This is a genomic window from Paenibacillus sp. NPDC058367 (assembly GCF_042723305.1).
In the GTDB taxonomy this organism is placed as follows: Bacteria; Bacillota; Bacilli; order Paenibacillales; family Paenibacillaceae; genus Paenibacillus_AQ.
Map to the genome: position 1 here is coordinate 1,283,139 of NZ_JBHXIZ010000001.1, position 23,432 is coordinate 1,306,570.

Below are 23,432 nucleotides of genomic sequence, written 5' to 3' on the forward strand. Positions count from 1 at the left end.
TACATTTTTACTAGAATCCATAATTCCACATAAAAAAGCCACCCAGAACATGGTTCTGACTAGCCTAAAATAAGATACAATCCTGATACAACTTACCTATCTACCCCAAGCATCTCCAGCCCAAGCCGTACACGAATATCTTCTGCATTCTCAGTTAAATAAAGAGCGTAAGCTTTTATAATCGGCGTGTCTAACGCACATTGAAGTTGAAATAGCTTCTGTTGATCGAGATAAGGTTGGGCTATAGATCGTGGTAAAAATCCAAAGCCTGCTCCTAGTAGCAGCATGTCCAGCATAATCATCGAGTGATCAGTCTGAAGTATAGGTACATAGCCCGCTCCAACGATACTAGTAAACCATTCCGGAAACGGACCTCCCCACTCTAAATGACAATACTCCCGCTGAAAAAAATCCTCCCTGCTTACAGGCGTTTCTCTTAATTGTGTGGAGACCAGAATAATCTCATCTTCAAACAGGAGATGTCTGGTCACCTTAGGATGTTCCGGCGGGTCATATTTAATCGCAACCTGGACTATTCCATCCAGTAAAAGATCACGTATCATATAGCTAGAATCAATATAACTTAGGAATTTGATGGCTACCTTGGGATGATCACGTCTAAATGAAAGAATATGCTGCAGGTAATAATAATGCCATACGGATCCGGGTCCACTCAAAATGATATAGTTCTCCAGTTCTTCGGATAGAGTCACCTTACTCTCTTCAAACAAACGAAGCATCCGCTCAGCATATGGAACAAAAGATATCCCTGCCTGCGTTAAGCTAACATTCCGGTTATCACGTGTAAAGAGCACCTTGCCCACCGAGTTTTCTAAAGCTTTTATTCTTGCGGTAACGGCGGACTGGGAGATATGTAGATGCTCTGAGGCTTTGGTGAAATTTCGAATTCTGCATACCGCCAAAAAAGCTTCTAATTGAGATAAGTCCATGGATAACACCCTCTACGATTCAAAATATTAATGATTATGATCTATAAAATTCGTTATACAAATTATATGTATTCAGTTATGATTTCGCTATATTTTTAAACTTATAAGTGCTGGAGGAATTTATATGGTTAGCAATGTCAGAATCAAACAATTATTTACGATTAAGGAATCTATTAATGAGCTTTCAAAGCTTCTAATACAGGTGGTGGAGGATGGAGCCTCCATTGGTTTTTTACCACCCTTAGATCCGTCAGACTCTACATCATATTGGCACAATGTTTTGGCGCCCGATGTGATTCTTTTTGTCGCAACAATGAATGATATTATCGTGGGAAGTGTACAACTACATTTATGTACAAAAGCAAACGGAACGCATCGAGCCGAAATCGCAAAGCTAATGACACACCCTAATTATCGTCGTAATGGTATTGCTCGTTCTCTTATGGAAAAGGCTGAAGAAAGAGCTAAGCAGGAAGAACGATCGTTATTAGTGCTTGATACAAGAGAAGGCGACCCTTCCAATCTCCTTTATACTTCAATGGATTACATACAAGCTGGACGTATACCGAGCTACGCAATATCAGCAAATGGTGATTTACATGCGACGATTTTTTATTATAAGGTTATTGGCTAGACATTTTGAACTTAAAAACATTCTAAAAGGAAGAGTGGCGAAGGGGAAGCTTGAAACTGTAGGAGCGATAGCGCCCGCCTTTGCCTCCGGATTTCAACCGTGAAACACGGTATATAAAATCTGGGGACAACAGCGGCCGGAAGTCCAAGCATTCACCGCAGTCACACAATTACCTTAATAGAAAAATCTTAAGTTCAACTAATATAGACATTTGTAAAACACCAAGTTATAGTATTGATAACACTTTTAATAACTATTTTCAAAAGTCTAGAGGTGAATAAAATAAACCAAATCGCAAACAATTCTATTCGTGTTAAAAAGATAAATCAGGAGCTCATCAAGCAAGCCTTGAAATCGATGAAAGAAGGAACCAAATCAACGATTGCTACCGCCACCGGGTTAAGTATTGCCACTTGCGGAAATATTCTGAATGAGCTTATGGAGACAGGTGAAGTCATTGAGACGGAGCTGGAGGCTTCGAATGGAGGTCGGCCGGCCCGAAGATTCATCTATAATGCCGATTTCTCCTACATCGCATGCATCTATGCCAAAATTGAAGATGGCCAACAATCCTTAACCTATACAGTAACGAATTCCGTTGGCGAACGTGTAGATGATGGATATATCAAGGCTGAGAGTATTGACGCTACAACCATTGATCACTTAGTAGGCACACTAATTCAAGCCTATAACAACATCAAAGCCGTTGGCATTGGAATCCCGGGACTGGTTCACCGAGGCGTCATCAATATTTGTGATATCAACACTTTAATTCACGCTCCCTTAGAGTCACTCCTCAGAGAGAAATACGAGGTTGAAGTCACAGTTGAAAATGACATGAATCTAACCGTTTACGGATTCTATAAACAGCAGGATTACGAAGAGGATAAGACCATCGTCGTGTTGACCTTTATCAAAGGTGCCTTTCCAGGTGCAGGGATGATGATCGACGGGCATATCCACAAAGGCAATACTAGATTCGCGGGCGAAGTCTCATTTTTACCGTTTGGAATCTCTCGTGACGAGCAATTCATTCGTTTGGGGCAGACAGAAACGTTTATCCCATTGGCTGCTCATACCATCGCTTCATTGACGGCAGTTATTAACCCTGAGACGATTGCGCTCACAGGTGAACAAGTTAGACAAGAGGATGTGCCACATATCTATCAAAGTTGTCTGGCATTCATTCCAGAAGAGCATATGCCTCATCTAATTGTGCTGGATCACCCTGATGATTATTACATGAACGGATTAATTGCGATCACGCTGGAAAGCTTGACCTATTCGTTGCAGCTGGTTGAGAAGCGCCGGTAAGTATTTTTTATGACCCTAACATTTGCATTATGGATTGGATCTAAAACCAACAAGAACTTCAGGAGGAATTACGAATGGCAACAAACAAAGAGAATATGATTGCAGGAAAGCTTTACATGGCTGGTGGAGAAGAATTAGCTAGAGATAGCAAAAAATCCAGAATGCTCACTCGTTTATTTAACAATACGACGGAAGAACAAGGCGAATATAGAGTAGAATTACTTAAGCAATTATTCGAGTCTACGGGTGAATCGTTGCATATTGAGCCACCTTTCCGCTGCGATTATGGCAGCAATATTACCATCGGAAATAACTTTTACTCCAATTTCGACTGCATTATCCTGGACGTAGCAAAAGTAACGATAGGTGAGAATGTTCTCTTTGGACCTAGAGTAAGCGTATATACCGCTGGCCACCCTATAGATGCGGACGTTCGTATTAGTCTGCTCGAATTCGGTACACCGATTACCATTGGAAACAATGTCTGGGTTGGCGGAAATGCCGTTATCAATCCCGGGGTAAATATCGGCAACAATGTAATCATCGGCGCAGGCTCCGTCGTGACTAAAGATATCCCTGACAATGTAATCGCAGTGGGGAATCCTTGCAGAGTGCTAAGAGAAATTACAGAGGACGATAAACAACACTGGGAGAAGCTTAAAGAAGAGTACTACAGAGACATCGAGCAATAAAGATACCCGATTCTGGAGGTTCTCACGTTGAAAAAGCGTTTTGGCGGATTTAATAAGGTTTATGCCATGCAATTGGCAACGATCTTTTTGGGGTTTATTGTGTTTGGGATATCGGAAAATATTAAAGGGCCAGCCATTCCAAGAATTCAGTTTGACTTCAGTCTGGACGAAAAGCAGCTGGGTACCCTTCTATCCCTAAACGCACTAGGTTATTTGATCGCCTGTTCCTTCACAGCTGTATTGGTTCGTAAGTGGGGGATCAAGGCTGTCAGTATTATCGCTTTCGCATCCATGATATTCTCTGGCGTTCTAATTTACATCTCACATAGCTATCCCCTCTTCTCGGCTTCATACTTCCTGATGTATATTGGAAACGGAATGCTTGAGATTGGACTTGCCATTCTGGGAGCACGTATCTTCGTTAAAAATACCGGGACCATGATGAACTTATCCCATTTCTTTTACGGGTTTAGTTCCACGTTAGCTCCCCTACTGGCAACAGGGCTGATGACGGTAAGTGTATTCGGTCATACTCTGGATTGGCGCGGAATGTATCTAATAATGCTTAGCCTTTCTTTACTGCCTATTCTATTTGCCTTACGGAGTACGTTTCCGGGTGACGATCTTCCACATGAGGAACGTATTCCCTTAAAAACACTTGTCCGTGACCCTGCTTTATGGCTAATGGTTCTTATCCTTTCCTTCGGAGTAGTGTCGGAGCTTGCTGTAGGCGGATGGCTCGTAAATTTCCTTGAAAAAGCATACCTGTGGGATACGGTTACTGCATCTGGGATGCTGTCTACCTTCTTTCTCTGCTTCTCGTTAGCAAGACTCCTGCTCGGACCCGTTACTGATAAGATTGGATTTAACCTATCGCTTATCATATTTTCAGCCTTCTCTGCCCTGTGTACGTTTGCCGCAATTTTGGGTGGTGAAAAGCTCGCCTTTCTATTCGCCGCAGCAGGTATTGGGATTGCGATGATTTATCCAACGGTTATGGCTTTTATCGCGAAAAGATATCCACATGGCAGCGACACCGCCATCACATTTACAGTCACTTTAATGGGAGTAGGTAGCGTGATTGGTAACTATGCCATAGGGGCAGTGATCGAAGGCGTAAAGCGGCTTTACGGTGCGGAGTCACAAACAGGCTTGCTACGCGGACTTCAAGCCGGTTATGGTTTTATCGGATTATGTGCAGCGATATGCGCGATATCCGGTTGTATTCTATATCGTTATTTACATCGCCGCCAAGAACTTATCTAACCTCATCTATAATACTTAAAAAACCTGTCGTTTTAATCGGCAGGTTTTTTGGATTTCAATTATAGCTTCCCTGTATGTGCTGCACCGAACGGCGAGCTAAGATCATCAGTTGATGGACTAAGCGATCTGCAGCCCACTCATCAGCCCCAGTATTTTTCTAACAATTTGTTCCTCTTCGTTGCTCACCTTTTCCGTTGCCAATTCACCAAGCTCTGTGTGTTCTCCAACACAAACTGAATGAGCGGAATGTCTAAACATTTCTATGTCGTTAGCATCGTTACCAAAAGCGATAAATTGCTGCATTTCTACGCCTAATTGTTGTAATCCTGTCCATTTATTTATGCCTTTAGGGCTAATATCTATAATGTCCTCTTGACCATGTCTATAAATCACAACAGGTAGTTTATGTAGCTGATCTAATAACTGTTCCCCGTTTAGGCTTCTCAAAATAACTACTTTCACAAGCTCATCCAGCTCAGATGGACTCACATTTTTGGCGCGTTGTTCTGGATCTACATTTCTTCGAATGGGATGATCATCAGAACCCGAATATGAATAATCCCAGTGACTGTCAATCAAATAAGCTGCATTAAATTCTTCTATTAATTTCAAGAGGATGTCCGAAGTTTGCGCGTCAAAATGTATCGTCGAAATAACCTCTCCGCCTTTTGCAATAAATGCACCATTCCCGCCAACCATTGAAAAATGGTGCATATGTGCAGGCAACACAGGTAATAAATCACGAATAGGCCGGGCTGACGCAAAAATAACTTCATGACCTTTTTCAATTAGAGTATCCAAGGCTTGTACGATTCGTTCACTCAAAGGTTTGCCGCTAAAACATATGGTTCCATCTAAATCAAAAATAAATTTCATCGTCTGTATCCTCCCCTTTTTCTCTATAATAACGAGTTCGTATATAATAGAAAGGACCGATGTCCAAAAAGGAGCACGCAATGAAAACTATTCAGGATCCAAATCTTATAGCACATTACATTACCCAATTTAATCTAAATCAAGTATTCACGTCATCAAAACATGCTTTAATTCAGTTACGTGTCTATGAGCAGAATGAAATCATTTTGCATGAGGGCGATGAGCTGGACGGAATTTATGTTCAAGTGGAGGGGCGTACTAAGGTCTCTTCTAGTGTGGGAACGGGAAAATCCTTGTTATTACGGTTCTGCTCACCCTTGTCATTATTCGGGGACATTGAATACGTGCAGGAGGTTGTGGTCCAATCACAAGTGGAAGCGGTACAACAAACCTCTCTCTTATTTATCCCGAAACAAAAGGTTGAGTCTGACCTAATGGATAACCATAGCTTTAAAGACTTATTGCTGAAACATCTTTCTTACAAGCTTCTAACCTGCACATCCGCATCCCGAACGAACTTGCTGGGCTCTGTAGAGGAAAGGTTTGCAAGTTATTTATTAACGATACAACTCCAACGTGAGTTTGGAAAAGAAATTCAGACACCCTATATCCCAGATATAGCTTCGTTAATTGGGACTACTCCCCGCCATTTAAACCGTGTCATTCAGCGGCTCACCGACATGGAAATTTTATATAAAGTTAAGCAAGAAATTGTAGTACTCGACTGGGAGCGTTTGGATGAATTATCTAACGGAATAAGATTTGAATAACCTAAAAGCCCATCATTTAATTGAGGATAAAATGATCGATGTCATCATAACGGATATCGATCTTTTCTCCGTTTCTTTTGACAAGATTTATATACAGAGGAGCTGTATCAACACTTCCGCCACCAACTAATACATGGTAGTCATCATTAATTTCATATTTGCGGATGTACAAACCTGAACCGACGTCTTCAAAGGGATAACCTTCAAAATCCTTCCACGACAACGCCTCGCCTTGCTGAGCTAGATCCCGTACTTCATCCATGGACAATGTCGCAGCTTTTTTATCATTACAAGCTGAAAGTATAATCGTCAAAGCAAACAATAACAGCATTATCAAGTTACGCTTACTTCTCATTCATAAACCTCCCAACTCTATATTTTGTTATTTATAGGAAAATATAAGGTAATAATAACATAGCTTAGACTAGATGTTAAAAAGGAGTAAAGTCCTTTTGGGGGTGCTTTACTCCTTTTGAAATCTTTACTAGTGGAGGGATATTGGATGGACACCGCAAGCTACAACACCGGAAAATGAATATAAAAAAACAGGTCAGTCATGGTGGTATCTGACCATAATCGACCTGTTCTATGTAAGGCTCTAGCGTTAATTAGGTTACGCTTTTCAAGAATTTTCGTACGTACAAAGGAAATCAAGAGATTCTTGTTGCGGCATTACATGGGTTATACGTATTAAGGTTGAATAATGGATTCATTCGGCACTGAATAGGGCTAATCATCAATCACGTGCTAACATGAACTAAAATAGTATTACTCTTTTAGCATTTCAAAAAATTCTGATATATTTGTGGCGACATTTTGTGTTACAGGTGAAAATTCCTCTGACTCTTCGTGAAACCAAATAACTACAGTAGGTTCTTCTATTTCTCTAAAATCCAAACAAATAAAATCCCCTGAAAAAAGTACTGCAATAGGAACTACATTCATCCCCACTAAATCTTCATTATCAGTTAATCTATCACCTATTTGTGTAATAATAACTTCAACATCATACCATCCATTAATAGGGTCAGACTCACTATCATTCAATATACAAAGAAACTTTTCAATTATATATTCATGTTGATTAAAACTAAACATATTTGTGATTGGTACAGCTCCATTATTATCCTTAATAAAACTCCTATAAGTCTCAGGAAATGAAACTCTCAAGCTTCGCTCAACTACATCTAATAATTCATCGGTTGGCAATGGAAGGACAATCGTATTAACATCCAATCTCACATCTCTCACTTCCTATTCTTATCTTTTAGCATGCGCCCAACCACCTGGAGCTCTCCCACCCTGATGATTTATGGAATTATGTATACCAAAAGGTACTAATTCCATTCTACCGTCAATTTCAGAATGATGCCATGTTGTGCCAGGTGGGCGTTTTCCACCTGGAAGTTGTGAATCAAGCCATTGGAACTGTTGTGGATCAGACTTCTTCCAATAGTCTTTCGGCAACTGTAAAATAACAGGATTCTCATCAATCTTTATAATTAAATCAGCTTTCTCAAAATCAGGATGTTTTACACCAGGCTTCATAGGTACATCTGGTATTTTCTCTAGTTCCTTCGCTCGTTCTCTAATCAACTTAATTTGCTTTTGTGTTAGTGTATCTCCCCCTGGTACATTTCTCCACTTCCAAGGGACATTTGAATTAACTTTCTCTGCATACACTGTAGCATAATCATCTAATACTTCACCAAACTTTTTATTGCCTGACAAGAAATCATCAATGTTTTTTGAATAAGACGATTTACTGCCACTTACACCATTACCCGTTCCTTCAACCGCCTTCACTTCCACGTCCTTTATTGAATGATTACTCTCACTCTTCCCTTCCATCTTCTCTCTAAAAATCCGATCCATTTCATTCTTAAAATTGATTTGCATCGGAGTCTGTGGAAGTGCCGGGGTATCTACATCTAGATTATTTATCTTGAATTGAAAACCTTCATTTGTGCTGAATGCCGGCAACGGTTTTTTTACCTCAAAATCTTTTACAGAATCTAACCCTTTTGGAGGCTTTAGACCTCCGCTTCCTGTAGGAAGCAAAGATTTTTCTACCGGACCATACAACAACGTTACCATTCCCAGACTGTTGAGCCAATGATCCGCTGACCATGCTTCGTCTGGATTAAATGCTCCTTTCGCCATTTCCACTGTTCCCAGTGTTAACCAATCCGCAAACTTCTCCTTTGAATCAAACATATGCTCTGATCGATCTTTGGCTGCTTCATATATCCCGACTGGGATATCTCCTGTTATCCCTAATGTTAACCAGTTGAAAAAGTCATAGGGGGAGTCTGTGGCCTTATCCGCACGAGTTCTTAATGTACCTACAAAACCCGTTCCAATCTCTTTAAAACTGTCTATCGATTTATAAAAGGCATTTTTAGAATCCTCGGGTTTTGCTTGATCCTCCGGTTTATTCTTTCTAAACAGATTATAGGAATCCAGTTGGGCGACTGATGAAGTCAATTTTATAACATCTCCCCAAGCCTTTACACCTTGGTTTGTCATCACGTGTACACCCAGACTTACTCCAGTAGCAATCATCTGTTCCATGGTGGTTTGAATGCCTTCCAGTTGACCTTTTGCCCAGGCTCCCTTCTCCCCTTTTTCCATTGCCGTCCGTAGTAGCAACTGATACGCTTCATTCTGAACTAGTGGTACGCTTCTACTAGTGATAGACGGATCATAATCACATGCCTTAACCACTGGTTTCTTAAAATAAGTGCTTAGATCCTTACCCGCCTGGTACTGGACCTCGTCTATACCCAAGGATTCCAGCTTCTTGCGTGCCTCTTCCGCCAGCTTATGCATTGCATCCATTTGCGCTTGGTTCCCGAATGTTTGATATACCTTATAGGCTGTCTGCGCCTTCGCGATCTGATCCCGCGTTAGGTAGATATCCTTCAGCTTACTTTGCGCGGCTATGGAGTCGATCGTTCCCAGTCCTGAATTTTTAACAGTTGCCTGGAGCTTCTGCACCATAGGATCCCTACTCAACTCATCCCAACCCCTCAGAGTAGCAACCGAGGTGATCAGATTCGTGACTGCTTTCTGAGCCGTCGTCGGGATAGAAGACTTCCCTATTGCACTTCCGCCCCCAAACCTTTCGAACATACCGCCAAGAACACCGAGCTGTTGAAAAAGTTGATTTGCCTGCCTCTTGTTCTCATCCTGTGCGCCTTGAACACCTTTTATTGCGCCTCGAATGATGTCTTCCAGTTTTTCCGCTTCTACCGTCAGTTCGTTGATGATTATCTGCGCCTGCACCTGGTTTGATCCTAATGGGATACCACTCCAGTTACTAGCTTGACCTTTCAACTGGAGATACAACCGATTGGTGTCCTGGCTTACCTGTCTTATTTTCGTCTGCAGGCGCTCGACTTCCTCTACGTTAAATGTAAGCTTCGTTGACGCCATGTGATTCCCCCTGCTTGCTTCTAATAAAATTAGCTATGCAGCACTCTGCATAGCTAATTGCATTCTTATGTAGTGGGGCTCATGTTGTTGAAAGTATATTGATAGATTCTTAGAAACCTTTTTGAGAGTTCTTAATATTTTTAGAAAGTTCTGAATAACTCTTAGATACATTATTCATATGAGTTCCAATATCCTCAAGCGCTTTGCCAAATGCATCGAAAGTTTTCTGCATACTTTTTACCTTTTCGGCAAAATCTCTAGCTGCTGCATCCTCCCAAATACTATTCAGATTCGTTGCTGTCGTCATAATTTTTTTCATTAATGCATCGTACTCTTGTTTTTGTTTCAAAACCGTATTTGCCTGCGATGCCAATCCCTCGTAACTCAATGTAACTTTGTCTGCCATTCTTAACCTCTCCTTTAAGTAATTGTTTTTTATATAAAAATGAACTTAAAAAATACTTTTTTTCAGATCAATAAGATCTTTTAAGTTCATTATTATAGCTCCGGTTTTCTTATCAGTTTTTTTTGCAAACCCTATCTACCCTGCCCCTGATAGTCATTACGTACCGAGAAATCTGATTCAAACAGAATGATATCCCCAGAGGAAAAAGAGAACGTCTGTCCCATTTCATCTGTGCTCCCATTCATCTGGCCTTCAATCGCCCACATGTTAGCAATCGGTGCCTTGTAGCCTAAAATACGAGTGTCTGCATCTCCATTTTTAGTCGTATAGATTTGGAAATTCACCAGAATATAACCACCAGTGATGAACTCCTTCTCATGCCCATCTAATGCACCTCCATATTGATTCGCCAGAGTGACGATGTTTGTTCCCTTTTGCAGGATATATGGTGCAATCGGCAAGTTATACTCCCCGTACCAATGCTGTACGCTGCGGACGGCTGTGATTGGATTAACTACATTCGGGATGTCGGTCGGGCCGACTAAAGTTCGCGATTCAAAGGGCAGGACTTCCATGTCGTAACCGTAAGCGATTTTGGTTTTTCGCTTTAGATACTGTTTGTAGAACTTAAACCAAGGCGTCTTATCTCGCTCCGCTTGAGTCATTATATAGTTGTATTCATAGCTAGCTGCCGTCGATAATTCACCACTCGATATATTCCGCAAGCCATCCGCCAAGCGGTAGGTCCGGGTGTAGCTCAGCTTGTCCTTTGGGGAGCCGACGCCGATCATCTTATTCTTCGAACCGGAAATATCATAGTACAGATCGACAGGTGTCGCTGTACCTCCGTTTTTCGGAATAAAATAGAAGCTTGGCTCGATCCGGATACCCTCGCCCGGCTGCCACAGGTTCCCGATGGTCCGGAAGTCAAACAGGAAGGAATAGCCGTTATGTGGTACCGTCCTTTGCTCCGTAGGGTGAGAACCCTTGCGGATCGGCAGCTGCCACTGTGGCTGTCCACTTAAAGCGGTCGGTATGCCATTCTCATCATTTCCGCCGGTATAATACATCGCGTTGCTATGCTCAAATGTCCCGACACCCGTTCGAAACACCTTCTCAAACCGGAAATCTCCAATGTCCCAGATCCGGAAATTGAACAGCCGACCGACCACACCCACATTGAAGCTCTCCGATGCGCAGTAATTCCATAAGTCTCCGTTCCGATTCACTTCGCAAAGATCTGAACCATCCGATGGAGCATTAATCGCCCAAGACTGCGTCTGAACCGTATAGTTTCCTTCATCAACCCAGGTTGGCATCTTAAAGGTCATGGACGGCGTCCCTACAGGAATGTAGATCCAAGTATCCTCAGGGTAATAATTGCCATTTTGAAACACACCGAAAGGAAATTGAATCCGCTTGTTTTTCGTGTATTTGGCATAATCCCGGTTGCCGTACCCAGGGATATTGAGATGCTGGCCGCTCTCTGTAAAGTGTACGGTGAATGGCCGATCCAAGATCAGCACCGCCCTAGTCATATCCGGTGTCATACGTTGATCGAATGGGCGGTTATCGTCTGGAAGAAGCGAGTAGTTGACGACCGGTGTGTGCACGGTGACAGTATTAATTCCGTTTATCGGAAGCACCCTCTCCTCTGTTCCACCGTTGATATTTCCATCCATTGGTGTGTAGGTTACCTCCCCGGAGCTTGGAAGATTAGGAGCATTCAGATGTGTAGGCTCAATAATATTGCCCGGACTGTACAGTACGTTTTCACCTATGGGCTGCGGGTTCGGGATAGTCGTAGGCGGAAGACCCGTTTCTATAGCTTCATTCCCGTTCATGATCGTCTGCCCAGTGAAGGCAAGGCTATCATTTTGCACTTTGATTTTCTTGGCGGCTTCCTCGGCTTTCGGCCGGAAAGTCTCTGTTTCATCGTCTGGTTCCGGCCGGGTCGTTCCTCCATCTTTAACAGTGGTTGGAACAGTAATTGAATCAGGAGCATCAGGAGGAAAATACTTGCCCGTGGTTTCTGCTGTAAAATCAGGGGCTATATAACCATTAGGGTCTAAAGTAATCTGTCCTCCAGAAAAAGCATCATTCACCAATAACGCCCGAGCAAGTGAGTAAACTTCCAGTGTATCTATAGTCCAATACGAATAAGGGCGTTCAATAGTGTAAGAGTATTCGACTTCCTTCGGTTCACTTGTTGGAGCAGGCACAGTCCCTGTGCCTGTGGGAGCCGGTTTTCTAGGATCCCATTTTAGGGTATATGTTTTTTGAATTTTAATGTTATATGTACAAGTACCTTTCATTTCAACAAATTTATTTTGATAAAGATAACTTTGAGTAGAAGCGTGCCCGTACAAACTCTCTGAGCTTGGAATTCCCTGCAGAACATCAAATTGTTCATTTCCGCGTTGATCCGCCCGGATCTCAGCGGCCACCCCAGGTTCCAGATACTCACCGGGGATGACTTGACCTGGAACAGGTTCTGTACATTCTACTGACTGGTTTCCAGGTGTTGGTCCGGGTGTTGGAGTAGGTGATGTAGTGGTACCATTTTTAACGTACACCTCATAGACATTTGGATAACGATAGGTAAAAGATTTGATTTCAAATTCATAATTTGCAAAGTAATACATCATTGCTGAAGAACCATTGTCTGCAATATTCACTCTAAGACCTTCATGGCCGAAGTCTTGCCCATAAGTTACGAGTCCAAATTCTAAATCCTTTACTTTATAATCTTTGATTACTGTAGATGGATCTGTATATCCAGATATTCCCGGTCCTACTATTAGTTTATCAGTGACAATTTTAACATTACTTCCAATCTGCATAGGATTAGCTGCTTGTAGTCTTTGAGGATCACTATCTATTAAAGTGGTGGCAAAATCTCCATAATCCTCTCCCCCTACACTGTAAAAGGGCTTATTTCTCGGAAACGGTACGTTATCCATAATTATTCTTTTACCTGGCCATTTATCTCGTTGTATACCTCCAATTGTTTCACTTCCTTTAGTACTGTCTTGTGGAACGTCATAGTGCCAAGTTCCTCCTAGACCTGGAACCCAGGTCGTTCCTGCAATACTTCGATTCCAAGCAAACCAGCTTCCGTTAGCCACATTACCAACAGATTTCACAGCAACCGGTTCTCCTTGTAATTTTATAAAATTATTATAAGACTGAGCGTTCACATTAATGGTTTGCAGAACTTGATTATCTTTTTTCAGAAGAATTTTTGTAATAATTTTTCCGGTGCCTGCATTAAGCTCAAACGGTACCGTCTTTAATTCCTTAGTATTATTAAATACCGATTGATAGGCACGTTTTAGGTTTTCATCATTAGCTTGGTATTGTATCCCATCTGTTTTGAACAATTCTTCATCCGTGCCTGCTGCGTTTGTTTCAGAAGGCTTAAACTGCATAAATAAGATCAAAAAACTAACTGTGATAAAAAATAATATATTTATCAATATTATGATTTTTGATCGTGCAAATTTCAAAATCCCTAACCTCCCTTATTTACTTTTTGGACCTGCAATAGTTAAGATCTCATTTCGTACGAGATAGAAATTTGATAGTGATGGAACTTCAATCGTAACCGTTATTGGTCTAGTTTGTTCCCATCCACTTTTCGGGAGTATGGTTATAGGTAAATCAAAAGGAACCTTTTGAAAGACAAGAGCTTGAGAATTCAGATTTCCGTTCTGGAAAGATACTCTATCATTATTGAAAGTACCCAGCACTTCAGCTGTAAAAAATCCGAAATTAGAGTATCTTTTAGAGTCCTTATTGAAGTTAATATGGCTTTTAGAATAGAACAAATAACTATTACTGTATTTTTCACTTATTTTAATACCATCTGGTGTATTATCAGCTGTGTTTTTCCACTTCAACGTTGATAAATCAGGGATAAGTTTTAAATTAGGATCATTTTTGTCAGATAAATCTATTGCAATCAGTGCATATAATTCCGCACTAAAAAGACCATCTTTAGAAGTGATTTTCATCTTATCTTCTTTCCAAGTATCAGCTACATTAAGATCTTTAATCGGATCATTAGTTGTGAAAATATCCGGCGCTACTGTAAAAATATTAGTCTTATGCCAAGCCAATTCTGCACTGCTAATCGCATACTTATCTGTCGGCAGCTTCCCTCCGCCTTTTATCGTTAATACACGCTCTACGGTAGCTAAAGATTGCGCTCTTGTTGTGTTTTCCTTTTCTCCTAGCTTACCTGCACCAAGTCCAGAGATTAAGCCCGACTTCGTAGCCAGATACATCCACTTGTCATCTTCCTTTGTCTCTAATCCAGTTGCTCGAGCAGCAATACGAGCCATCTCTTGACGGGTTATTGTTTTGTTCCATTCCAGCTCCGAATTAGCAAAATCACTGCTCACATACAACTTCGCCTGCTCCGCAGCATTAACGTAACTCACATACCATTTGCCTGCGGTCTCCTCCACGCTTTGCCCAGTCGCTGTCACGATCATTTTGATAAATTCAGCACGGGTCACGTTGGCATTAGGCAAGAACAGCCCTCCCGGATATCCCACTACATACCCTTTTTTCACCGCCGTATCAATTCCTGATTTCGCCCAATGATTCGCCGTAACGTCACTGAACTGAATAGAATCAGCCTTAGCCGCTGAAGTTGAGGATGAAGCCAAGCTCACAGCGAGCAGTAAGAAGACCGGGGCTGCTTTTTTACTTAGTTTTAATAGATTCATATAAACCTTCCTCTCGTTGTGAACATGTATTTATAGATCTAGATTTACCTAACCGCACAATCCTCAATAAAATACCCTTTTCGAGCGGCCTCCTCTGGATCGAACAGGCTTTCTATAACAGTAACCCCCGAGGGTACACAGCTTTCTCCGTAAGCAATATGTCGCCCAGCTGAATTTCGGGTACCTACCAGAACCTTTCGTCGCATTACTGCCCCACTACCTAAGGAATACGCATCCAGCAGTTCTCCCCCAGGAAGTGGATAACCTTGAATAAAAGCCATGATCCCTACATCCTGTATGGATTGCTCCTGCAAGCCGCGGGGAAGGGTGAACTGAATCGACAAGCCCATTCGTTTCACCAGCTCCAAATGTCTGTTAATGGCTGTTGCCAAGTCTTTTTCAACGAGTGATGTGATCGTACTCTGCCGGATTTCGTGAAATAGTTCTATAGAGGTCAGAGGATTAAGATTGGTCTCAGCCGCTAGGGTTGTATACTCCCCCTCATAGAATTCATTAGAGCTAGTATCATACACCCGCGCATTGTCATCCAAAGTGAAATAAAGCAAATTGCCGTTCTGAAGCTTGTAGTAATAGGGGCGCTCAGGCCAACTCACAGGCTTAAGTTCATCCTTCCCGCTATCACTAGCCGTGTCGTCCAGAGTAACCAACGTATAGCCGCTATACCCAAACATCACCAGTGCTGGTATATGCATTTTTAAATTGTTCATTTCAGTCTGGTTGTTCTCCAGCCCAAATTTCAAAGCTAAATTACTGTAAAAAACACTTAGCACATCCTGATCCAGTTGCAGCTGGCGTTCCCGCCCATAGTGCACTGCTGTGGTAGTAGGCTGCTGTTCCAGTCGTGACAGATAATCACCAGCATCATCCACTGCGGCTTGAAAATCATCCGAATAGCGTTTATACATGTCCTGATTGAAGACCTGAAGATCTTCTCGAGTGTCGCCCATAAGAACAAGAGGAATGACCAGAATTAGAAAAACAAGCACAACACTAAGGGGCTTCACTTCGTACCATCCCCCCATACTTCAAATTGACCGGAATCATTTCACTATGAAACAAGAGCGATCGCATCCGTGAGGCAAGTGTCGTCCCTTCAGATTCCAGCCGGACATTGAACAGATCGCCTACATGCATGGTAAACCTTCTACCTGGATCATCTGCAGCCAGTAAAGGTCCTGAATGCGGATATAAGATTTCCAAAATATCCTTGCTGAAATATCCGTCATATCGGACACTAAAGCTGTTCTGGAATGTAGAATAATCATCAGGATTCGTATATAAGGGCTGTAAATTCTTTTTGTAATACTCCATTTGCACTTTGAAAACACCATATGAAGCATCCAACGAATGAAGAAACAGCTCATAATCGGAAGTATCCACGTACCCTTTAGCACGAACGGTATCCACGAATTCCACCACAGCCGCATTGGCGGCGAGCTTAGTATTCCTTTCTACAACTTCGGATTGACGGAATGCCGGATAGACTCCGAACACAAATGCCAGCAAAATAATTATAATTACACCTTTCAGCGCGTCTGCCATGCGGCTCCTCCTTTCTAGCGGGTGGCGGAGATTTCCGTAATCATCTCATCGGTTCGCGTGACTCTTAACTGATAAGCAGCATCAGGCACTCCACGTAAATCCACTGCTGTAAGGTCCGTTTCCTCATTAATTGCAATGCCATCGATATATAAAATATATTCCCCCTCCAGTGCTGGAGGGATCATACCGATAACCTGCTCACCGCTAATTTTGTTCAAATCACCTGTCCCTTTGTAAGGTGCCGATGCAACTGTCGGCAGCTCATAGTGCCTATTTGGAACAGCATTCTCCATCTCCAGGCGCAGAAACGTAAATCCGCCTACAGCGAACAAGATCCAAGCAAAGAGGGTTAGTAGAAATTGAGTGCTAGTTTTCATTTATGATCCGGGTTCTGATTAAATTCAATAATTCGAACCTCATCATTTTTGTCCTTATGTAAGGTAGCTCTAAAAATAGAAAGCGTATTGACATTACAGTTATCACTATTACCTTTGTTTAGACTCTGGTCGAGCATTGCTGATACACTATAGTTATGAGCACCACTGTTCTTATTTCCCAGATCAAGCTCTGAAGCCGGGTTTTCGCCACTGGCCTCTTTCGCTGGCGCATAATAAGTTTCATATGTGTTTTTCGCATAAAAACCTGTTTTATTTACGCCAGTCTTTATCAGAATGGAAAATTGCGGACGCCCCTTATATCTCATTGCCGCATTAATCACATCCTGGCCAGATACATCCTTATTATCATAAGAATTGAACTCCGCTTGATTGATCATCTGAGTCTGGGCCAATGTCTGCTCCTGGGCACGAATAAAATAATTATTAATGACAAGATATATACTGACACCTGCGGCAATAATCAGAATTGTGACAATAATGCCAATAACCCATTTAAGTCCCGTAGAAATATTCTCCATCTATACCCACCCTTTTCGATATCGTTTTTATTTCTGTTTAAAAACAATTAAACGAACTTCCTCATTGCTGTCCTTATAAACAACCGCTTTAAAGACAGAGAGTGTATTCACCAAATAATTATCTCTGTTATATGAATCTGTATTTGTCTGATCGAGCATCTTCGAAACACTGACGCCATCTTTAAGATTACTATCACTAGATAAATCAACTACCGGATTAGACGTGTCTTTAGGTTGTTCGTAGGTAGCCCCATACGTATTCTCCGCATAGAATCCTTCTGTATTTTCCCCTGTTTTAATCAAAATCGCGAACTGCGGACGCCCCTTATACCGCATTACCGCATTAATCACATCTTGGCCGGATACATCCTTGTTATCATAGCTGTTGAATTCTGCTTGATTAATCATCTGGGTCTGGGCCAGAGTCTGTTCCTGTGCGCGGATGAAGTAGTTGTTGATAACCAGATAAATACTTACGCCTGCAGCAATAATCAGAATGGTAACAATAATGCCAATAACCCATTTAAGTCCGGTCGAGATATTCTCCATGATGTTTCCTCCTCACCTTATTTGAAGCTGATTTTTATTTGACGCGTCTACTCCGCTACGAAATAAATAGCTGCAATCCGCTCATTTTTATCTTTTATCAGCTTAGCCTTAAATCTGGCTTGCGGACTAATATAATATCTTCCTGAAGCCTCCGAGAGTTCTTCTACATCTACACCTCTAGAATCAGGTCCCTCTTTGAAACTCCCACTGGAATAATCAAACGCACGGCAATAACCTTTTTCGCTTGGATTCAAGCTAATTTGTCTATCTGACTCACCTTGACCATTGACATAAGGTCTCTCTACATATAGGCAAAATCCCTGCTGCGACTCGTACCTCCGATAAGCCGTAAGAATCTGGGAGCCGCTGACAATCTGATTGTCAAATGCGGAATATTGTTGCTCCGAAAGCTCCCTGGCCTGTGCCGCCGCCTGGCTATTCGCCAATTCGACAACTGGCTGTGTCTTCCCCCACAAGAATAGACCGGATGATATAATGGCCAGCGTGATCAGAATCGATATCGTTGTTTTCAAAAAGCTTGCTATATTCTCCATGCCTGTATCTCCTTCACATTTTGCCAGTTACAACAGTCAGGTCACCCAGCTGCTGGAAGGCCATATAGACGAAGGGAAGCAGTAAATATAAGGTGAACGTTGCCTGCATCGGCAAGAACCCGAACATTTTACCCAGTGTACTTTTCCTGCTGATGACCTTCTCATAGTGCTCCTTGCGTTGATCCATCGCGAATGCCCTCTCCGCATCCATATCATCAAACGCCTTCTTCACCGGAATCAGATCGGCTGCAACCTGCAAGCGGTCTGCGAGCCGTTCAAGGGGAACGAACCGCGCGTCCTCCTTCAGATTCTCAATGGCGCTCCAGCCTCCAGCCTCATAATCCAGCATGCAGCGCAGCAGCTGCCGCTCAAAAATGTAGCTGTAACGATGCAGCCACTCTATCATTTCGTACACGCTGATATTCGGAAATTGAGACAGCATCATGGAAAGCGTATTGAATCCGTCCACCTCATTCTGCATTTCCCACTTTCGCAGCTGAGTACGAATGATTAAGTAGGCATCCGGAAGATAAAACCCTGCCAACGCCAGCCCAAAAGCCAGCAAAAGCTCATACCATTTGTAATACTCCTCATGATATTGCTCTACCCTGTTCATTAACTGTGCAGCATAGGCATTCTGGTTCAGATTGTTCTGAAGGAAAGACTTATTCTCCGCTTTCTCCTGAATGTAAGGCAACATCTGATCCGGTGTAATATCCTTCGCTACCAGTTCTCCAATTAAAGTCTGCTCAAAAGCGTACCGTTCCTCGCTCAGCATCTTCTGAGATTCTGTCTGATTGCCGCCTGTGATGATCTGCTTATTGGGATACAGGATGTTATGCTTGATATTGGCATGGATCGAGAATTGAAGCGATACGATCAGCATAAAGATAACGACTGCCGCTAGTGTTTTCTGCAGAAAGAAGGCATGTTGCGACAACCCAGAGTTAGCATCCTTCAATTTGCCGGCCACCTTGAAATGAAGAGGCTCATGTTCTGCCGGTGTGATCCGATCCACCAGTTTGAAAATCCATTTTTTCTTCAGGATCCGATTTAACCACTTACCCTCATCTTTGATTGATTGAGTATCTTCATCCACACCCTTGAGAATCCGCAAGGCAATAAACGATATTATGAACGTGATATAAAGTAAGATTAAAGAATATAACCCCCAGGCCGAATTGTAGTAATTAGATACAATAGGAAACATTCCCTCCGCCCAATTGCGGATTGGATCCAGCATGAATACCGGCGAAATGGCTACAAAAACAATACCGTATAACAAACGATCGATTCGCTCACGCCGATTAATATCCATATGAATCTCTTCTCTAATATTGCCAAGCATCGATAGATAAATCGAACGCTCCCCTTTATGGATATCCGCATCGCCATATTCACCTATTTTGTAACTCACTCCAGCTAGTTGCTTCATATAACGGTTAGGTGCAATCTCATAATATTTCTGCAGTTCATCTTCCGGGTCCACCGCTGCCAGAATTCCAGCAATCTGCCGAGCATGCACGGCTACCATTGGTTTCGAACGTTCCGCAGAATTCTCCAAGCTGACTTGCACCATATGTGTCTGATGATATTCATGGCGAATATCCAGAATCATGGACGATTGGTCATATAACATCTGCTTCACTAAACGCCCAATGAAGAGATCGCTAAGGACACCTCCAAGATAAACTGAAACTAGCATAATAGTCGCACGGCTTACCCAGGATGAAGTCCAGAGGAATGAACTCAACGAAATGATCAGAATACAAGCAACAATCATTAGCGTCAGCGCAGCCGCGCGACTTCTGATCATGATTTCATTGCCTGCATGAACCAAGGTCAGACGCGAGCGCATCCGGTGAAGAAGTTTCTTAACTAATGGCAGTTCATCAAGTACCGGATAAGTTTTATGGGCCTGCTCCAACCATCTTTTTTCCTTTGTTCTCGTTGGCAGCAGAGCCTTTAGTCGCCTTTGCTCTTGATATTGTGTTCCCTTCAATTTACGCTGCACTATATTAAGCAGCACAAGCAGGATAACCAGTAGCACTCCCGAGGTTCCCAAAATAATCAACAATAGGTTTTGCAGATTCATGCGGATTGCCCCCAATACTTCTCAAGAAATGCAGTGAATTCTAGTGCATCCTCTTCATCCATATTTTTGCGCATTTCATCGATTTTGCGGCTGCTGATCGGATGTTTGGCCACGTATTCTCCGGCTTCCCACATAATTACATCCTTATAATCATAGGAACGTCGATCTGTCATCCGGCCAAAATATTCGGTCACGGTATCCATAAAAGCATCCAGCTTGTCCGTAATATTCTCAGGATCCTTGTAGTTCTGAGGATATTCAAACTGGGGATCAGCCGGGATAATCTCTGTAATCCGTTCGATATATCTTTTCCCAGCACGCAGTACCAGGTGGACGTTGAAGCCAAGTGCCTCAACAACCTGAACCTCAGCAATTTTCTCATTACTGAAGGCTCCCGATGCGATAAGACTGTTGCGCAAAGCACTGACCAAATTGGGAAGTGTTTTGCCGTGGTGTGTAAACAATGTATATTCAGAAGCTACCTGGGCTGCCTGAATCACATAACTGACCACACTATGAGTAGCCGCCTCACCGACGATATTCACAGCGCCATCCGTTTTTTTCTGCACATCCAGTCCATCCTGCCCACTAACGGAGGGGGTTTCTCTAAAGGATAAAATATTTTTACCCGGATACATTTTTCTCGCCCAGATCTCGAAGGAAGTCTCCTGAATCCGGATATTCTTCGCATCAATATATTTGATCAGTGCCTTAAGCAGCGTAGTTTTCCCCGAGCCCTGTCTGCCTGTGATGGCAGTGACCTGATGGCCCAGGATGAGAAAAACAAGCATATCAATCGCAAGCTGTGCCCCTTGATCTTGAATCTGCTGATCCAATTCCACGAGGGAATCATTAAATTTTCGGACAAAAAAAGCCCAGCTTTCAGCCATTTTGGGCCGCACAACCACGACCCGGCTGCCATCAGCCATATCATTGATGATATAACCCTTGGATTCATTTAATTGTCCAGGGTTACCAAACCCATAGATATTTTGGCAAACCCGCTTAAGCTCCTTCTCAGAACCAAAACTTAAGAATTCCAGGTGAAGCGACTTTCCGCGATAGAACGTCCACACCGCATCATAGGATTGTGGTATGAAATGCTGCTGCTTCGTATATTCCAGAAAATCTGTAGTCTGAACGACATCAGGAGGCATGCCACTTGTTCCTCCATTGACTCCGTCGATGTTCTGATCTCGAAGCTCATCAATAACGCCGAGCCCCTTATAAATTTGATAAGCTCTCTGGACAATAATTTCAATCTTGTCCTGGATGGACAATCTCGGCTGCTCGGACTGATAGATATGGCGAATCTGCTCTTCGGTGATCTTATACCCCTTAGATCCATCAGGCAGCTTTTGCAGTGTATCCAGGCTATATTTGCTTACTATTACATTAAATGCATTCTGACCATGATCTTTTTTGAAAACATAAAGCAAGATATCGAAGCAATCCTGTGAAGTCAATCGATTCGTATGGCCGAAGCTGATAATCTTATCTACATTTCCTTCATCCAGACCGTAGGTCTGAACCAATAGATCCTTCATATAAAGCTTCACGTATTTTTTAGCGGATAGATCGCCGTGCATGCAACTTCGGAGCGCTTTCTGCAATTCCCTTCGCCGCGCCTTCCGACGGTTGTATTCTTCCTCACTTGGGCTTCCTTCATAAAGAGACGCAGCTATAATCTCCTCAAAAGCCCTTCTAAGAAACAGCACGATTTCATTCATATCATATTTCAGTTGGACGGAAGGTGGAGCAGCATCCTTACGTCTGCCCAGCCATAAGTAGAGGAACACTCCAATAGCTATCAGGACTACAAAGATCAGAATCAGATTAATCATTCGCAGCATCCAATTCCGATACTGGAGAAATCTCCAGCATCCGGAGAATAAGCTGTCCCATATGTCGTACCGCCTCAGTGAAGCTTCCGTCCTCACTAAACTCCAGAAAACGGGATTTAGCCTCTCTTGCCTTCAATAGAAACTGAACAAAACGCCGTTCATTTTGAGCATCCATATAACCAATATGATGTGGGATAACACCTACTGCTTTTTTCTTCAATTCATACAGCTTAATAATTCTCTCTTTATTGAACCTGGAGCTTCGCTCATAAGCCCCAATACAATAGAGGACTGGCTTATGGCTCGGAACAGGAGCTTTGTTCTTGTTCAAAAAATAGGTATCCAGACTTACCTGATTCTGATTTAGGTTTACCACAATCAAATCTGCCTGCTCCATAACCAGAGACACAACATCCGGATCATCTTCAGAGGAAAGGTCCACAAATAACAAATCATAAAACCTGCGATAATCCTTGTAGATATGCGGAAGCAAGAGCTTTGTCTCATGTTTCTCAGTACTCATAGATCCCCTAAGCAGTTCCAACCGATCCTTAAGAATGGACTCCGCATGATCTCTAATTCCTTCAGGTGTCAGCATTCCACACTGCACTAATCTCTCAATCGCATCCATTCCGCCGGTGGTCTGTGCAGACTGAAGCGTTGTTCTTGTCTGTGAGAACAAATGCTCAAGCACCCCTTGCTCCAAATGCGTATGTGTCATTAACACGCGGATATGATGATCTAGCGCTATGGTAGCCGCAACAGCTGCCATATTCGAAGTTGTTCTCCCCTGCCCTTGAGCAGGTCCCCAGAAAGCTACAAGCACAAT

Annotated in this window: 22 protein-coding genes; 5 read left to right on the top strand and 17 right to left on the bottom strand. The window is 42.6% G+C overall.

Translation table 11 applies throughout. From position 1 onward, the window contains the following. Positions 1 to 92: 92 nt before the first annotated feature. Positions 93 to 950: a LysR family transcriptional regulator gene (locus ACFWMP_RS05725; RefSeq protein ID WP_379422446.1), complete on the bottom strand. Its 858-nt coding sequence runs from the start codon at positions 948 to 950 to the stop codon at positions 93 to 95. A gap of 124 nt (positions 951 to 1,074) precedes the next feature. Between ACFWMP_RS05725 and ACFWMP_RS05730 the strand changes: the two genes are divergently transcribed. The 4 genes from ACFWMP_RS05730 (at position 1,075) to ACFWMP_RS05745 (ending at position 4,856) form a co-directional block, all read left to right on the top strand. After that, on the top strand, positions 1,075 to 1,584 hold the full coding sequence (locus ACFWMP_RS05730) for a GNAT family N-acetyltransferase (protein ID WP_379422448.1): 510 nt from the start codon (positions 1,075 to 1,077) through the stop codon (positions 1,582 to 1,584). Positions 1,585 to 1,857: 273 nt separating this feature from the next. Continuing rightward, positions 1,858 to 2,898: an ROK family protein gene (locus ACFWMP_RS05735; protein ID WP_379422450.1), complete on the top strand. Its 1,041-nt coding sequence runs from the start codon at positions 1,858 to 1,860 to the stop codon at positions 2,896 to 2,898. A 74-nt stretch (positions 2,899 to 2,972) separates the two neighbouring features. Continuing rightward, entirely contained in the window at positions 2,973 to 3,590 is a 618-nt protein-coding gene (locus tag ACFWMP_RS05740; protein WP_379422452.1) for a sugar O-acetyltransferase, read from the top strand. A 66-nt stretch (positions 3,591 to 3,656) separates the two neighbouring features. Further along, positions 3,657 to 4,856, top strand: coding sequence for an MFS transporter (locus ACFWMP_RS05745; protein ID WP_379423522.1), 1,200 nt, complete (start codon positions 3,657 to 3,659; stop codon positions 4,854 to 4,856). Positions 4,857 to 4,973: 117 nt separating this feature from the next. Here ACFWMP_RS05745 and ACFWMP_RS05750 read toward each other — a convergent pair whose 3' ends face one another. Beyond that, positions 4,974 to 5,732 (bottom strand): HAD-IIB family hydrolase, encoded by a 759-nt coding sequence (locus tag ACFWMP_RS05750; protein WP_379422454.1) that lies wholly within the window; start codon positions 5,730 to 5,732, stop codon positions 4,974 to 4,976. A gap of 80 nt (positions 5,733 to 5,812) precedes the next feature. Here ACFWMP_RS05750 and ACFWMP_RS05755 point away from each other — a divergent pair, with 80 nt between their 5' ends. Then, positions 5,813 to 6,502 (top strand): Crp/Fnr family transcriptional regulator, encoded by a 690-nt coding sequence (locus ACFWMP_RS05755; protein ID WP_379422456.1) that lies wholly within the window; start codon positions 5,813 to 5,815, stop codon positions 6,500 to 6,502. A 16-nt stretch (positions 6,503 to 6,518) separates the two neighbouring features. Here the strand turns inward: ACFWMP_RS05755 and ACFWMP_RS05760 are convergent, their stop codons facing one another. From ACFWMP_RS05760 to ACFWMP_RS05830, 15 genes are all read right to left on the bottom strand, one after another. Continuing rightward, entirely contained in the window at positions 6,519 to 6,857 is a 339-nt protein-coding gene (locus ACFWMP_RS05760; RefSeq protein WP_341049218.1) for a hypothetical protein, read from the bottom strand. Between the two features lie 413 nt (positions 6,858 to 7,270). Next, the gene (locus ACFWMP_RS05765) at positions 7,271 to 7,744 is read right to left on the bottom strand and encodes an SMI1/KNR4 family protein (protein WP_379422459.1); all 474 of its coding nucleotides are present in this window, start codon (positions 7,742 to 7,744) and stop codon (positions 7,271 to 7,273) included. 18 nt (positions 7,745 to 7,762) lie between these two features. Then, positions 7,763 to 9,940 carry an HNH endonuclease signature motif containing protein gene (locus ACFWMP_RS05770; RefSeq protein WP_379422461.1) on the bottom strand — a complete coding sequence of 726 codons (2,178 nt, stop codon included), beginning with the start codon at positions 9,938 to 9,940 and terminating at the stop codon, positions 7,763 to 7,765. A gap of 109 nt (positions 9,941 to 10,049) precedes the next feature. Next, complete coding sequence (locus tag ACFWMP_RS05775) at positions 10,050 to 10,346, bottom strand: WXG100 family type VII secretion target (RefSeq protein WP_094874805.1); 297 nt, start codon at positions 10,344 to 10,346, stop codon at positions 10,050 to 10,052. 131 nt (positions 10,347 to 10,477) lie between these two features. Further along, entirely contained in the window at positions 10,478 to 13,777 is a 3,300-nt protein-coding gene (locus tag ACFWMP_RS05780; RefSeq protein ID WP_379422463.1) for a DUF5704 domain-containing protein, read from the bottom strand. Between the two features lie 93 nt (positions 13,778 to 13,870). Further along, the gene (locus tag ACFWMP_RS05785) at positions 13,871 to 15,082 is read right to left on the bottom strand and encodes an S-layer homology domain-containing protein (RefSeq protein WP_379422465.1); all 1,212 of its coding nucleotides are present in this window, start codon (positions 15,080 to 15,082) and stop codon (positions 13,871 to 13,873) included. Positions 15,083 to 15,126: 44 nt separating this feature from the next. Then, positions 15,127 to 16,107, bottom strand: a complete 981-nt coding sequence (locus ACFWMP_RS05790) for a hypothetical protein (protein WP_379422467.1) — start codon at positions 16,105 to 16,107, stop codon at positions 15,127 to 15,129. Continuing rightward, the gene (locus ACFWMP_RS05795) at positions 16,094 to 16,645 is read right to left on the bottom strand and encodes a hypothetical protein (protein WP_339246493.1); all 552 of its coding nucleotides are present in this window, start codon (positions 16,643 to 16,645) and stop codon (positions 16,094 to 16,096) included. Before ACFWMP_RS05795 ends, ACFWMP_RS05790 begins: the two co-directional genes overlap by 14 nt. Before the next feature lie 14 nt (positions 16,646 to 16,659). Continuing rightward, complete coding sequence (locus ACFWMP_RS05800) at positions 16,660 to 17,022, bottom strand: hypothetical protein (protein ID WP_379422469.1); 363 nt, start codon at positions 17,020 to 17,022, stop codon at positions 16,660 to 16,662. Further along, on the bottom strand, positions 17,019 to 17,561 hold the full coding sequence (locus ACFWMP_RS05805) for a hypothetical protein (RefSeq protein ID WP_379422471.1): 543 nt from the start codon (positions 17,559 to 17,561) through the stop codon (positions 17,019 to 17,021). Before ACFWMP_RS05805 ends, ACFWMP_RS05800 begins: the two co-directional genes overlap by 4 nt. Before the next feature lie 27 nt (positions 17,562 to 17,588). Next, a complete protein-coding gene (locus tag ACFWMP_RS05810) occupies positions 17,589 to 18,110 on the bottom strand; it encodes a hypothetical protein (protein ID WP_379422473.1) in 522 nt (173 codons plus the stop codon). Positions 18,111 to 18,157: 47 nt separating this feature from the next. Beyond that, positions 18,158 to 18,664 carry a hypothetical protein gene (locus ACFWMP_RS05815; protein ID WP_379422475.1) on the bottom strand — a complete coding sequence of 169 codons (507 nt, stop codon included), beginning with the start codon at positions 18,662 to 18,664 and terminating at the stop codon, positions 18,158 to 18,160. A 13-nt stretch (positions 18,665 to 18,677) separates the two neighbouring features. Continuing rightward, positions 18,678 to 20,759: a hypothetical protein gene (locus ACFWMP_RS05820; RefSeq protein WP_379422477.1), complete on the bottom strand. Its 2,082-nt coding sequence runs from the start codon at positions 20,757 to 20,759 to the stop codon at positions 18,678 to 18,680. After that, on the bottom strand, positions 20,756 to 22,603 hold the full coding sequence (locus ACFWMP_RS05825; protein WP_081383100.1) for an ATPase, T2SS/T4P/T4SS family: 1,848 nt from the start codon (positions 22,601 to 22,603) through the stop codon (positions 20,756 to 20,758). The genes ACFWMP_RS05820 and ACFWMP_RS05825 overlap by 4 nt, the downstream gene beginning before the upstream one ends. Beyond that, positions 22,596 to 23,429: a hypothetical protein gene (locus ACFWMP_RS05830; RefSeq protein ID WP_379422479.1), complete on the bottom strand. Its 834-nt coding sequence runs from the start codon at positions 23,427 to 23,429 to the stop codon at positions 22,596 to 22,598. Before ACFWMP_RS05830 ends, ACFWMP_RS05825 begins: the two co-directional genes overlap by 8 nt. Between the last annotated feature and the right edge of the window lie 3 nt (positions 23,430 to 23,432).